Annotated in this window: 9 protein-coding genes and 1 tRNA gene; 2 read left to right on the top strand and 8 right to left on the bottom strand. The window is 64.5% G+C overall.

What is annotated here, in order from left to right; all coding sequences use genetic code 11:
- Positions 1-7: 7 nt before the first annotated feature.
- Both mfd and G6N73_RS14390 read right to left on the bottom strand, forming a co-directional pair.
- Positions 8-3508, bottom strand: a complete 3501-nt coding sequence (gene mfd, locus G6N73_RS14385; protein WP_165028677.1) for a transcription-repair coupling factor — start codon at positions 3506-3508, stop codon at positions 8-10.
- 1 nt (position 3509) lies between these two features.
- Complete coding sequence (locus G6N73_RS14390; RefSeq protein WP_165028679.1) at positions 3510-3797, bottom strand: FAD assembly factor SdhE; 288 nt, start codon at positions 3795-3797, stop codon at positions 3510-3512.
- Between the two features lie 92 nt (positions 3798-3889).
- Between G6N73_RS14390 and recG the strand changes: the two genes are divergently transcribed.
- Positions 3890-5998: an ATP-dependent DNA helicase RecG gene (gene recG / locus G6N73_RS14395; RefSeq protein WP_165028681.1), complete on the top strand. Its 2109-nt coding sequence runs from the start codon at positions 3890-3892 to the stop codon at positions 5996-5998.
- Here the strand turns inward: recG and G6N73_RS14400 are convergent.
- From G6N73_RS14400 to G6N73_RS14420, 5 genes are all read right to left on the bottom strand, one after another.
- Entirely contained in the window at positions 5950-6714 is a 765-nt protein-coding gene (locus tag G6N73_RS14400; protein WP_206078856.1) for a DUF502 domain-containing protein, read from the bottom strand. The two genes, recG and G6N73_RS14400, sit on opposite strands and share 49 nt — an antisense overlap.
- A 90-nt stretch (positions 6715-6804) precedes the next feature.
- Positions 6805-8628: a glutamine--fructose-6-phosphate transaminase (isomerizing) gene (gene glmS, locus G6N73_RS14405; RefSeq protein WP_165028683.1), complete on the bottom strand. Its 1824-nt coding sequence runs from the start codon at positions 8626-8628 to the stop codon at positions 6805-6807.
- 130 nt (positions 8629-8758) lie between these two features.
- Positions 8759-10105 carry a bifunctional UDP-N-acetylglucosamine diphosphorylase/glucosamine-1-phosphate N-acetyltransferase GlmU gene (gene glmU / locus G6N73_RS14410; RefSeq protein ID WP_165028686.1) on the bottom strand — a complete coding sequence of 449 codons (1347 nt, stop codon included), beginning with the start codon at positions 10103-10105 and terminating at the stop codon, positions 8759-8761.
- 113 nt (positions 10106-10218) lie between these two features.
- Positions 10219-10968 (bottom strand): cytochrome c biogenesis CcdA family protein, encoded by a 750-nt coding sequence (locus G6N73_RS14415; protein WP_165028688.1) that lies wholly within the window; start codon positions 10966-10968, stop codon positions 10219-10221.
- 110 nt (positions 10969-11078) lie between these two features.
- Positions 11079-11153 (bottom strand) — tRNA-Lys (locus G6N73_RS14420).
- Between the two features lie 333 nt (positions 11154-11486).
- On the opposite strand from G6N73_RS14420, the gene G6N73_RS14425 reads away from it, so the two are divergent.
- Positions 11487-12041 (top strand): BA14K family protein, encoded by a 555-nt coding sequence (locus tag G6N73_RS14425; RefSeq protein ID WP_165028690.1) that lies wholly within the window; start codon positions 11487-11489, stop codon positions 12039-12041.
- 70 nt (positions 12042-12111) lie between these two features.
- Here G6N73_RS14425 and glpK read toward each other — a convergent pair whose 3' ends face one another.
- Positions 12112-13602, bottom strand: a complete 1491-nt coding sequence (gene glpK / locus G6N73_RS14430) for a glycerol kinase GlpK (protein ID WP_165028692.1) — start codon at positions 13600-13602, stop codon at positions 12112-12114.
- Between the last annotated feature and the right edge of the window lie 24 nt (positions 13603-13626).

The raw sequence follows: 13626 nt of genomic DNA on the forward strand, positions 1-13626 counted from the left end.
ATTCTCGCTAAGCCGCGGCTTTCGTGGCCAGCCGCGCCAGTTGCGTCATCACCACCGCCGCTCCCGCCAGCCTTTTGTCGGCGTTCGGCCAGTCGCGAATGAACACCACGCTCTGGTCCGGCCTGATCTTCGCAAGCGAGCCCTGCTCGCCGATATAGCGCACAAGAGCCGTCGGATCGGGGAATTCGCGCTTGCGGAAATGGATGACGACGCCCTTCGGCCCGGCATCGAGCTTTTCCACATTGGCCTGGCGGCACAACGCCTTGATGAAGACGATCTTCAGCAGGTGCTGAACCTCTTCCGGCAGCGGCCCGAAACGGTCGATCAGCTCGGCGGCGAAGCCATCGATCTCCTCGGTCGATTCCAGATCGCCGAGCCGCCGATAGAGCGCCAGCCTGAGCTGCAGGTCGGGCACGTAGCTTTCCGGGATCATCACCGCCGTGCCGACCGCGATCTGCGGCGACCAGCCGCCGTCGACGACTTCGCCGGTGCCGCGGATTTCGGCGACCGCCTCCTCCAGCATCTGCTGGTAAAGTTCGAAGCCGACCTCCTTGATATGGCCGGACTGCTCCTCGCCGAGCAGATTGCCGGCGCCGCGAATGTCGAGGTCGTGGCTGGCAAGCTGGAAGCCCGCGCCCAGCGTATCGAGCGACTGCAGCACCTTCAGCCGCCGTTCGGCCGTGGCGGTGAGCGTGCGGTTGGCCGGCAGCGTAAACAGCGCATAGGCGCGGAGTTTGGAACGGCCGACGCGGCCGCGAAGCTGATAGAGCTGCGCTAGGCCGAACATGTCGGCGCGGTGTACGATCAGCGTGTTGGCGGTAGGGATATCGAGGCCGGATTCGACGATGGTCGTCGACAGCAGCACGTCGTACTGGCCATCATAGAAGGCGTTCATGATGTCATCGAGCTCGCCCGGCGGCATCTGGCCGTGGGCGACGGCGACCTTGAGCTCGGGCACCTGCTCCTGAAGGAATTGCTGGATTTCCGACAGATCCGCAATACGCGGGACGACGTAAAAACTGTGGCCGCCGCGGTAGCGCTCGCGCAGCAGTGTCTCGCGGATCACCAGCGGGTCGAACGGCGAAATGAAGGTGCGCACCGCCATGCGGTCGACCGGCGGCGTTGCGATCAGCGACAGCTCGCGCACGCCGGTCAACGCCAGCTGCAGCGTGCGCGGGATCGGCGTCGCCGACAGCGTCAGCACATGCACGTCGGTCTTCAGATCCTTCAGCCGCTCCTTGTGCTTGACGCCGAAGTGCTGTTCCTCGTCGATGATCAGGAGGCCGAGATTCTTGAACGAAATCGAGCTGCCGAGCAGAGCATGGGTGCCGATGACGATGTCGACCGTGCCTTCGGCGATGCCCTTCTTGGTCTCGGCCAGCTCCTTTGCGCCGACCAGCCGCGACGCCTGGCGCACCACCAGGGGCAGTCCGGCAAAGCGCTGCGTGAACGTCTTGAAGTGCTGGCGCGAAAGCAGCGTAGTCGGCACCACAACCGCGACCTGGAAACCTTCCATGGCCGCGATGAAAGCCGCGCGGAGGGCAACTTCCGTTTTTCCAAATCCGACGTCGCCGCAGATCAGCCGGTCCATCGGCTTGCCGGCGGAAAGGTCGTCCGTGACCGAATCGATGGCGCGCTGCTGGTCGTCGGTTTCCTCATAGGGGAAGCGGGCCGAGAACTCGCCGTAGAGGCCGTCGGGAGGGTTGAAGGCGGGCGCGGCCCGCATCTGGCGCTCGGCGGCGAGCCTTATCAGCTGGCCCGCCATTTCGAGCAACCGTCTCTTCAGTTTCGCCTTGCGCGACTGCCATGCGCCGCCGCCGAGCTTGTCGAGCGTGGCTTCGGCCGAATCCGAACCGTAGCGCGACAAGAGCTCGATGTTCTCGACCGGCAGGAACAGCCGGTCGTCACCGGCATAGTGGATTTCGATGCAGTCATGCGGCGCGCCCAGCGCCTCGATGGTGCGCAGGCCGATGAAGCGGCCGATGCCATGGTCGGCATGGACAACAATGTCGCCCGCCGACAGCGCAGAGGCTTCGGCGATAAAATCGGAGGCGCGCTTGCGCTTTTTCGAGCGGCGCACGAGCCGATCGCCCAGAATATCCTGCTCGGCAACGACGACGATCTTTTCCGTTTCGAAGCCCGTCTCCAGCGGCAGCACCGCCATGCCAGCCTGGCCCGGCAGGAGCTTCTCCACATCCGCGAGCGTGGCCACCTGTTTCATATTGCCGAGGTGGTGCTCGGCGAGGATCTGGCTCAGCCGGTCGAGCGAGCCTTCCGTCCAGCCGGCGACGATCACCCGGCGGCGCGCCGCGCGCAGGTCGCCGATATATTTCACCACCTCCTCGAACACATTGGCCGAAGGATCGGCGCGTTCGAGCCCGAAGCCGCGGCCATCCTTGGCCCCGGCGTGGTAGATCTTCGCCGTGCCGGCGTCCGGCGCGGCGAACGGTGTGAACTCGACCGCCGCGCGGTCGGGCAGCATGGCGTTCACCTCGTCCGGGGACAGGTACATCCCCGACGGCGGGACGGGCTTGTAGGGCACGGCGTCCTTCAGCGCGCCTTCGGCCTGGCTCCTGCGCGCCTCGTAATAGTCCTCGATCAACACATGGCGTTCGCCGAGCGCTTCGCGCGCCAGATGGTCGAACACTACCGGCGCATCCGGCAGATAGTCGAACACGGTGTCCAGGCGCTCGTAGAACAGCGGCAGCCAGTGCTCCATGCCGGCGAAACGGCGACCTTCGCTGACGGCGGCGTAAAGCCCGTCATCGGGAGACGGCGCGCCGAACGCCCCGATGTAAGACCGGCGGAAGCGGCTGATCGTGTCGGAGGTCAGCGCCACCTCGCTCATCGCCTGCAGCGTCATCGACTTGCGCTGGCCGGTAGTGCGCTGCGTGGCGACATCGAAGGAGCGGATCGATTCCAGCGTGTCGCCGAAGAAATCGAGCCGCAGCGCTTCCGGCGAACCCGGCGCGTAAAGGTCGAGAATGCCGCCGCGCACGGCGAACTCGCCGACTTCGCGCACGGTCGGAACGCGGTCGAAGCCGGAATTTTCCAGCCGCGCGATCAGCTCCTTCATGTCGATCTGGTTGCCGGGCCGGGCGTGGAAGGTCTGCGCCTCGATCACAGCCGCAGGCGGAATGCGCTGCAGCAGCGCGTTCGCCGTGGTGAGCACCACGGCGCGATGCGGTTTTTTTGCCAGCGAGATCATCGCGGCGAGCGCGTCGAGACGCCGCGCGGCCGCATCCGAACCGGGCGAGACACGGTCGTAGGGCAGGCAGTCCCAGGCCGGAAATTCGAGTACTGGCAGGTCCGGCGCGGCAAAGGCCAGCGCGTCGACGATCGCCGGCAGGCGCTGACCGTCGCGCGCGACGAACAGGACCGGCCGGTCGCCGGCTAATTCGCCGGCCGCGGCAGCAATCGCGAAGGCCTCATAGCCATCGGCAACGCCGTCGACCACGAACAGGCCGGGCCGGCCTTTCGGCAGGCCAATAGGATCGATAAGGCTCATTTCAGATGCTCATTGCCGGGCGCGACGCCGCGATTTTCCGGAAAAGTGGGGTGTCGTGGGTGGAGGGGACGGGCTGCTCGCCGGTAATCCATGAAAGAATGTCGGCATCCTGCAATTCGAGAAGGGTTTCGTATTCGTCGAGTTCATGGTCGGGGAGTTCGGCGATCGCATGATCTGCGAACCCGCCCAGAATCAGGTCCATCTCGCGGATGCCGCGATGCCACGAGCGGAACAGAAGCTTGCGCCGCCGCGCATCGAGTTCCGCGCCTGACCGCGTCGTGCCGCTCATGACTCTCATATCCATTGGTCTGGCGCGCATATAGCGTGGATGAACCGGCCTGTCAGCCTTGCGCATGCCTCACTGCCGCATAAGCTGACACCATGCGCCCTTCCCTTCTCGATCCCCTGTTCGCGTCGGTCACCTCGCTTGCCGGCGTAGGCCCAAAAGTCGGCGAACTGATCGCGAAGATCGTTCCGGCGGACATCTCCGACCGCGAGGCGCGCGCCGGCGACCTTCTGTTCACGCTGCCGCATTCGGTCATCGACCGGCGCAACCGGCCGGGCATCGCTTATGGCGCGGAAGGCGCGATCGTGACGCTGGACGTGCGCATAGACCGCCATCAGCCGCCACCGCGCGGCAACAAATCGGTCCCGTACCGGGTCTTTGCGCACGACGACACCGGCGAGATCGCGCTGACCTTCTTCCACGCCAACAATGCGTGGCTGGAAAAATCCATGCCTGTCGGCGAAAAGATGGTCGTCAGCGGCAAGATGGAATGGTTCAACGGCCGTCCGTCCATGGTTCATCCGGACCATATCGCCCGCGCCGACGAGGCGGAAAACCTGCCGCTGGTCGAGCCGGTCTATCCGATGACGGCCGGGCTTTCGGCGAAAGTGCTGCGCCGCGCCATCGGCCAGGCGCTGGCGCGCGTGCCGGAAATGCCCGAATGGCTGGACGCGGATGTGGCCCGCCGCCAGAGTTTTCCGCCCTTCGCCGAGGCGCTGAAGCGGCTGCACAATCCCGCCGACCCTATCGACATCTCACCGGACAGCGCGTCGTGGCGACGTCTTGCCTATGACGAGTTCCTGGCCGGGCAAGTTTCGCTGGCGCTGGTGCGGGCAAAGGTTCGCAGGCTTTCGGGCAGGCCGCTCACCGGCGACGGGCGCATCGTGGCGGCGCTGCGCAACGCCCTGCCCTATAAGCTCACCAATTCGCAGGAACAGGCGCTGGCCGAGATCAACGCCGATCTGGCCGAGCCGGAGCGCATGCTGCGGCTTTTGCAGGGTGATGTCGGCTCAGGCAAGACGGTGGTGGCGCTGATGGCGATGGGCCGCGCCGCCGAGGCGGGCCGGCAGGCGGCGCTGATGGCGCCGACCGAGATCCTGGCGCGCCAGCATTTTGCGACGATTGCGCCGCTGGCCGAAGCGGCAGGCCTGAAAAGCGCGGTGCTGACCGGCCGCGAAAAGGGACGCGAACGCGCCGAAATCCTCGCCGGGCTCGAAAGCGGCGAGATCGACCTTGTCCTTGGCACGCATGCGCTGTTTCAGGAAAGCGTGCGGTTCCGCGATCTGGGTCTCGCCATCGTCGATGAGCAGCACCGCTTCGGCGTGCATCAGCGCCTCGCGATCACCGCCAAGGGCGACGCGCCCGACATGCTGGTGATGACCGCAACGCCAATTCCGCGCACGCTGGTGCTGACCGCGTTCGGCGACATGGAAGTCTCGAAGCTCACGGAAAAGCCGGCCGGCCGCCAGCCTATCCGCACCGTCACCCTGCCCCTCGAACGTCTCGACGAGTTGATCGGCCGTATAAGCGATGCGGTCGCCGACGGCCAGAAGGTTTATTGGATATGCCCGCTGGTCGAGGAATCCGAAGAAGTGGAACTGATGGCGGCCGAGGAGCGCTTCGCCTCGCTGCAGCCGATGTTCGGCGACGCGGTCGGGCTGGTGCATGGCCGCATGAAGGGTGTCGACAAGGATGCGGCGATGCGCGCCTTCAAGGATGGCGAGGCGCGCATTCTGATCGCCACCACCGTCATCGAGGTCGGCGTCGATGTGCCGGATGCGACGATCATTGTCATCGAGCACGCCGAGCGCTTCGGCCTTGCCCAACTCCACCAGTTGCGCGGCCGCGTCGGCCGGGGCTCCAAGGCGTCGACCTGCGTGCTGCTATACCAGGCGCCGCTCGGCGAAACCGCCGCGCGGCGGCTGTCGGTGATGCGCGAGACCGAGGACGGCTTCCTGATCTCGGAGGAAGATCTGAAGCTGCGCGGCGAAGGCGAATTGCTTGGCACCCGCCAGTCCGGCACGCCGGGCTTCCAGGTCGCGCGCATCGATACCCATGCCGATTTGCTGGAGATCGCCCGCGACGACGCGCGCCTTATCCTGTCGCGCGATCCGGACCTGCAATCGGAGCGCGGCGAGGCGGTGCGGATTCTGCTTTATCTTTTCGGGCGCGACGAGGCGGTGCGGCTCTTGCGCGCCGGCTGATCTGCCTCCAGCATGGAAGAATTCGCCGCAGGCCGGACCACATGAGCATCCTCAACCAGCGCCTTGGTCTTCTTGCGGTATTCCGGCGCGACCAAGCCCGCCGAGATCACCAGCTTGGCCGCTTCCTCCACGGACATTGAGAGTTCAACCACATCCGAGCGCGGCACATACATCAGGAAGCCGGTGGTCGGGTTCGGCGTCGATGGCATGAAGACGGCGATCAAATCGTCCTCGCGTCCCGCGAGCTTGTCGTTGACCTCGTTCTCCTTTTCGCTCGAAATGAAAACGACGGCCCAGGTTCCGCGACGCGGATACTCGATCAGGCCGACTTTCTGGAAGCTGTCGGCCTTGCTGGAAAGCACCGTCTCGAAAATCTGCTTCAGCCCGCGATAGATCGAGCGCACCAGTGGCATTCGGTCGAGAAAATACTCGCCATATTTCACGATCGTGCGGCCGATGATATTGGCGGTCAGAAAGCCGATCAGCGTGATCAGCACCAGGGCCACGATCAGCCCGAAACCGGGAATGACGAAGGGCAGATAATTGTCCGGATTGTACCTCGCCGGCACATAGGGCTTTACCCACGAATCCACCCAGCCGACCAGCGACCAGGCAATGTAGATCGTGATCGCCAAGGGCGCGGAGACGACGAAGCCAGTCAGGAAATAATTCCTGAGCCTGGTTATCCCTGGATGTGAGCCTGTGTGATCCGACATCTGCCCCGCCGCAAGATTTGTGCACCGCACCTATCTAGACGGGATTGCCTGCGAAGGACAACCGAATTGCGAGAGGCGGGGCAGCGGCCCCTATTCGACTGTCACCGACTTGGCCAGATTGCGCGGCTGGTCGACATCGGTGCCCATGAATACGGCGGTGAAATAGGCGAGCATCTGCACCGGGAGCGCATAGATGATCGGCGTGATTATCTCCGGCACGTCGGGCAGCACGATCGTCTCCATCGTCTCTATGGATGACTGGGCTGCGCCCTTCTTGTCGGTGATCAGGATGATCTTGCCGCCGCGCGCCGCCACCTCCTGCATGTTCGACACGGTCTTTTCGAAGATGCGGTCGTGCGGCGCGATCACGATGACCGGCATGTTCTCGTCGATCAGCGCAATCGGCCCGTGCTTCAACTCGCCCGCGGCATAGCCCTCCGCGTGGATGTAGGAGATTTCCTTGAGCTTCAGCGCGCCTTCCATGGCGAGCGGGTAGTTGGTGTCGCGGCCGAGATAGAGCACGTGTTTGTAGTGCGCGAGTTCGCGCGCCACCTTTTCGATCTGCCTGTCGAGCCGCAGCACCTGGCTGGCGTAGCGCGGCGCCTCGGAAAGCTCGCGCACCAGCGTTCTTTCCTTTTCCGGCGAGATAGTACCGCGGGCGACGCCGGCGCGGATGGCGAGCGAGGCCAGCACCGAAAGCTGGCACGTGAACGCTTTGGTGGAGGCAACGCCGATCTCCGGGCCGGCCAGCGTCGGCAAAGTGACATCGGATTCGCGCGCGATCGTCGATTCGCGGACATTCACGATCGCGCCGATCGGAATGCCAGCCTTGCGGCAATAGCGAAGCGAGGCCAGCGTGTCGGCGGTTTCGCCCGATTGCGAGACGAAGAGCGCGGCGCTGTCGGGCGAAATCGGCATTTCGCGGTAGCGGAATTCCGAGGCGATATCGATGTCGACCGGCAGCCTGGCAAAGCGCTCGAACCAGTATTTGCCGATGAGACCGCTCAGGAACGCGGTTCCGCAGGCCGAGATGGCGAGCCTGTCGAGTTTGGCGAAATCGAACGGCAGGTCGAGCTTTCGCGAGACGCCACCGGCAAAATCCAGATAGTGCGCCAGAGTGTGCGAGATCACCTCCGGCTGCTCGTGGATTTCCTTTTCCATGAAATGGCGGTGGTTGCCCTTGTCGACCATGTAGCTGGTGCTCAGCGATTGCTGGCGCTTGCGGTCGACGGCATTGCCGTCCATGTCGAAAATGCCGACTTCGTCGCGCCGGATCACCGTCCAGTCGCCGTCCTCGAGATAGGTTATGGAATCGGTGAAAGGCGCCAGCGCGATCGCGTCGGAGCCGAGGAACATCTCGCCTTCGCCATAGCCGACGGCCAGCGGCGGGCCGTTGCGGGCGCCGACGATCAGGTTGTCGTCGCCCTGGAACATGATCGCCAGCGCGAACGCGCCTTCCAGCCGCTTCAGCGCAAGGTGCGCCGCCTTGACCGGCACTGCCCCGCGGGCGAGTTCCCGAGCCACAAGGTGGGCGACGACCTCGGTGTCGGTCTGCGAGGCGAATTCGAAACCGTCGGCCTTCAGCTCGGCGCGCAACTCGGCGAAATTCTCGATGATGCCGTTGTGGACGATCGCCACGCCGTGGGAAAAATGCGGATGCGCGTTGGTCTCGTTGGGAATGCCATGTGTGGCCCAGCGCGTGTGGCCGATGCCGATCGTGCCGTCTAGCGGCTCGTCCTTCAGGCGGCGTTCGAGATTGACAAGCTTGCCTTCCGCGCGCCTGCGCCCGAGTTCGCCGGCCGCGACCGTTGCGACGCCCGCCGAATCATAGCCGCGATATTCCAGACGCTTCAGCGCGTCGACGATCAGCGGCGCCACCTGAGCGCGTCCTACAATTCCGACGATACCGCACATGCCCAGCCCCCGTTCACGCCCAAACCCAAGTCGCTGTTTAAAAACTCCGATGGCCCGGCGAAAGTCACTTTCGGTGACTTTTCATGTCAACCGACGGCGACAGCGACCATGGCCGGACTGCCATTAGCGCCTACTTCTTTGCCGCGCCGGCCCGTCGTTCGCGCAACTCGCTGGCCTTTTCAGGCATGGTCTTCTGTCGCGCGCGGCCGAAAGCCAGCGCGTCGTCCGGCACGCTTTCGGTGATCACGCTTCCGGACGCCACATAGGCCCGGGCGCCGATGGAAATCGGCGCGACCAGCGAGGAGTTCGAGCCGATGAAGGCGCCGGCGCCGATGTCGGTGAAGAATTTCGAATAGCCGTCGTAATTGCATGTGACGGTGCCGGCGCCGATATTGGCCCCCGCGCCGACGCGCGCATCGCCGATATAGGTCAGGTGGTTGACCTTCGCGCCCGGCTCGATGGTGGCCTTCTTGACCTCGCAGAAATTGCCGACCTTGGCCTTCTCGCGGAGATCGGCGCCCGGTCGCAGCCTGGCGAATGGCCCGACATCGCAACCCGCCCCGATCTCCGCGCCCTCGATATGGCAGAAGGCGTGGATTTTCGCACCCGTGGCGACTTTCACGCCCGGGCCGAAGAAAACATTGGGTTCGACGATGGTCTCCGCGCCGATTTCGGTGTCGTGCGAGAAGAAAACGGTCTCGGGCGCAATCAGCGTCACGCCCGAAAGCATCATTGCGCGGCGGCGGCGGCGCTGCCAGATCGCCTCGGCCTCGGCCAGTTCGGCGCGATTGTTTATGCCCAGCGCATTCTCGAAACTCGCCTCGGTGGCCACGACCTGCAGGCCGCGTTTGCGGGCAATCTCGACAATGTCGGTAAGATAATACTCGCCCTTGGCATTGCTGTTTCCAACCGAGTCGAGCAGCGCCAGCGCATGCTCCCCGGCAATCGCCATCAGGCCGCCATTGCAGAAGCCGATCTTCTTTTCCGCTTCGGTGCAGTCCTTTTCCTCGCGGATGGCGACGAGCGCGCCGTTCTCCTCGATCAACCGGCCATAGCCAGTCGGATCGGCGGTGCGGAAGCCGACCACGACCACTGCGGCGCCCCTGGCCAATTCCGCTCTGGCCTGCAGCAGCGCGTCCGGCTCCAGCAGCGGCGTATCCCCGAACATCACCAGAATGTCGTCATGGCCTTTCGCGATCGCCTCGCGAGCGGCCAGGACCGCGTGCGCGGTGCCGAGCCTTTTTTCCTGGACGAAGGTTTCGGCGTTCGGCGCAAAGGACTGCGCGGCCGCCCGGAGCTGGTCGGCACCATGGCCGATGACCAGCGCGATCTCGCCGCCGGCCGATTCGGCAGCCTTGGCGACGTGGGCGACCATCGGCAGGCCGGCAATCTTGTGCAGCACCTTGGGCAGCGCGCTCTTCATCCTCGTGCCTTCGCCGGCGGCGAGAATGATGGACAGGCAGGTTCTCTTTGTCATGGAAGATCCGGAGCAAGGGCGGGATTCGTGCATATTTCTAGCACCGCTCGCATCGCGTTCCAAATGCGGCTGAGTTTCGATGCCCGGAGCAGCTGACTCTTAATCAGCAAACCCTACCCAAGCTGCCCCAGAGCCGGGAAGGTCTCCAGCAGCCAGTACGACGCCGCCTGCATGCCGCCGGTGAGGAAGAACACGCCGGCCACGACCAGCATTGCCCCGATCGCTTTTTCGACGCGGCCGAGATGGACCCGGAAGCGTCCCAGAAAACGCATGAACGCGCCGGAAAACAGCGCGGCGATTAGGAACGGAATGCCGAGACCGAGCGAATAGGCGGCGAGCAGGGCCGCGCCCTCGCCGACCGTCTCGCGTCCGCCCGCCAGCGTCAGGATCGGCCCGAGGACCGGCCCGATGCAGGGCGTCCAGCCGAAGGCGAAGGCGAGGCCCATGACATAGGCCGCCAGCGTGCTGGCGGGCTTGCCCTGCGACTGGAAGCGCGCCTCGCGCGACAGGAACCGAATGCGCAGGACCCCGAGGAAGTTGAGGCCCATCAGGATGATGAGAACGCCCGCCGCCATCGCCAGCGGCTCCTGCCAGACGCGCAGCAGCCGGCCGATGGTCGAGGCGCCGGCCCCGAGCGCCACGAAAACCGTGGTGAAGCCGAGCACGAAGGCGAATGATGTCACGAGCAGAGCGCTCCGCGTGCCGGACTTGACCGCCGCGCCGCGCCCATCGGCGCGGAAATCCTCTACCGAAACGCCCGCCATGTAGCAGAGATAGGGCGGGACCAGCGGCAGGACGCAGGGCGAAAGGAACGAAATCGCGCCCGCCCCTATTGCGCTGAGAAATCCTATGTCGATCGCCATGTTGCCTGCCGCGTGACTGATTGTCCGCCTATAGACGCTCGGCCGGCGCGTCTCCAATCACCATTGCGTGGCCGGACGCCGTGTCGCAGGCTTGTCGTGAACTGTGGGCCTGGTAGGCGGGGTGGGGATCGAACCCACGGCCATTCGATTAAAAGTCGAATGCTCTACCACTGAGCTACCCGCCCTCACCAACGCGCCGCAGCTGTTGCGCAAATACCGCCCGACCGAGTCGTCCGGTTCAACGGCAGAACCATCGAGGTCAGGCGCCCTGCAGCTGCCGGCTTTTCAGGGGCGCTCAGCGCCCTTTGAAAGTGCGGCGGAACATAGGGAGAGTGTTTGGGCCGGTCAACCGGAAAAAGCACCGGCTTTCAACGCTCGCGCGAGGCCTTGCCGCCGGTCCCCTCGCGGCAGCAAGAGACATTACTTATCAGTAACTTGGCATTTTTGCCGGAACCATGGCATGGCTCGGTCGTTCAACCGCCATAAGGGACAGGCACAGCCCTATGAGGAGAAAGCTCATGAGAAAACTTCTATCCGGCCTTTGCGCCACAACGCTGGCCGCGTCCTTCGCGATTGCGTCGGCCGTGCCGGTAAATGCGGTTCCGCTGATTGTTCCCCAGGCTCCGGTTGCTCAGTCCGATATCATCAAGGTCCAGTCGCGCGGCCGTGAGGTGATGGAAGAAAGGTGGCTTCGCCGGCAGTTCCGCGGCAACCGCCGCGAATTCCGCCGCGAATTTCGCGGGGACCGGCGCGAATTTCGCCGGGACCGGCGCGATTTCCGGCGAAGCATCCGCCGGGATCGTGATGACAGGTATGGCTGGTACAGAGGTCACCGCGGCTACCGCTCCTATCGCCCGGGCTATCGCCGCCACGGCGACTTCTGGTTCCCGGCCGCCGCCTTCATTACCGGCGCCATCATCGGTGGAGCGCTGAGCAGTCCACCGCGTCGGGTTTACGGCGGCAATGCGCATGTCCAGTGGTGCTATGACCGCTACCGTTCGTACCGCGCGTGGGACAACACCTTCCAGCCCTACAACGGTCCGCGCCGGCAGTGCTACTCGCCCTATAGCTGATCGTTTGGCCTCCTGCTGACCTGAAAACCCGCGCCCTTTCGGCGCGGGGTCTTTCATGCCTTACATTCAATCAGTGACTCAGCGTTCGCCTGACCGCATCGCGCCAGCCTTTCAGCTTCGTCGAACGCAGGCCTTCGTCCATTTGCGGCTCGAAGCGGCGGTCGAGCGCCCAGGTCTCGGCGAACTTCTTTGCATTCGGCCACACGCCGGCGCGGGAGCCGGCGAGCCATGCAGCACCCAGCGCAGTGGTTTCCAGGATGGTCGGCCGGTCGACCGGCGCGTCGAGCAGGTCGGCGAGCCGCTGCATGGTCCAGTCGGACGCCACCATGCCGCCGTCGACGCGCAGCACTGTCTTGCCATTGCCGCTTTTCCAGTCCTTCTTCATCGCGTCGAGCAGGTCGCGGGTCTGGAATGCTACCGATTCCAGCGTCGCGCGGGCAAATTCCGCCGGCCCGGTGTTGCGGGTCAGCCCGAAGATAGCTCCGCGCGCCTCCGCATCCCAATGCGGGGCCCCGAGCCCGACAAAAGCCGGCACCAGATAGACGTTCTGCGTCTCGTCGGCCTTTGCCGCCAGTTCGCCGCTGTGCTCGGCTTTGCCGATCACCTTGATGCCGTCGCGCAGCCACTGGACCGCCGCCCCGGCGACGAAGATGGAGCCCTCCAGCGCATAGGTGGTCCGGCCGTTCAGCCGGTAGGCGATCGTCGTCAAAAGCCGGTTCTTCGAACGGCAAAGGTCGCCGCCGGTGTTGAGCAGCGCGAAACAGCCGGTGCCATAGGTCGATTTCATCATGCCCGGCTCGAAGCAGGCCTGGCCGATCGTCGCTGCCTGCTGATCGCCGGCCACTCCCATGATCGGGATTTCGGCGCCGAACAGGGATTTCTCCGTAAATCCATAGTCATCGGCGCAATCCTTCACCTCAGGCAGGAGTGCGGCCGGAATGCGAAGAATGTCGAGAAGCTCGGCATCCCACTCGTTCTTCTCGATGTTGTAGACCAGCGTGCGCGAGGCGTTGGTGGCGTCGGTCGCGTGCACTTTGCCGCCGGTCAGCCGCCAGATCAGGAAACTGTCGATGGTGCCGGCGAGCAGTTCACCCTTCTCGGCACGTTCGCCCGCGCCCTTCACCTCGTCGAGCAGCCAGGCGATCTTGGTGCCGGAGAAATATGGGTCGAGCAGCAGCCCGGTCTTCTCCGAGAATTTTTCCTCAAGCCCCTGCGCCTTGAGCTTCTCGCAGAGCTTCGCCGTGCGGCGGTCCTGCCAGACGATGGCATTGTGGATCGGCTCGCCCGTCGCTTTATCCCAGATCACGACCGTCTCGCGCTGGTTAGTGATGCCGATAGCGGAAATGTCGCTTGCCGAACGGCCAGCATTCTTCAGCGCCTCTTTCACAGCCCATACGACGGTCGACCAGATCTCCTCCGGATCGTGCTCGACCCATCCGGAAGCCGGAAAATGCTGCGTGAATTCCTTCTGGCCGGAGCCCACGGGCTTCATCGAGCCGTCGAAGACGATGGCGCGGCTGGACGTCGTTCCCTGGTCGATAGCGAGAATGAAGCCGGTCATGATCCCTCCCCTACGCTATAGAAG

The sequence above is a fragment of the Allomesorhizobium camelthorni genome (genome assembly GCF_011045125.1).
GTDB classification, from domain to species: Bacteria; Pseudomonadota; Alphaproteobacteria; order Rhizobiales; family Rhizobiaceae; genus Allomesorhizobium; species Allomesorhizobium camelthorni.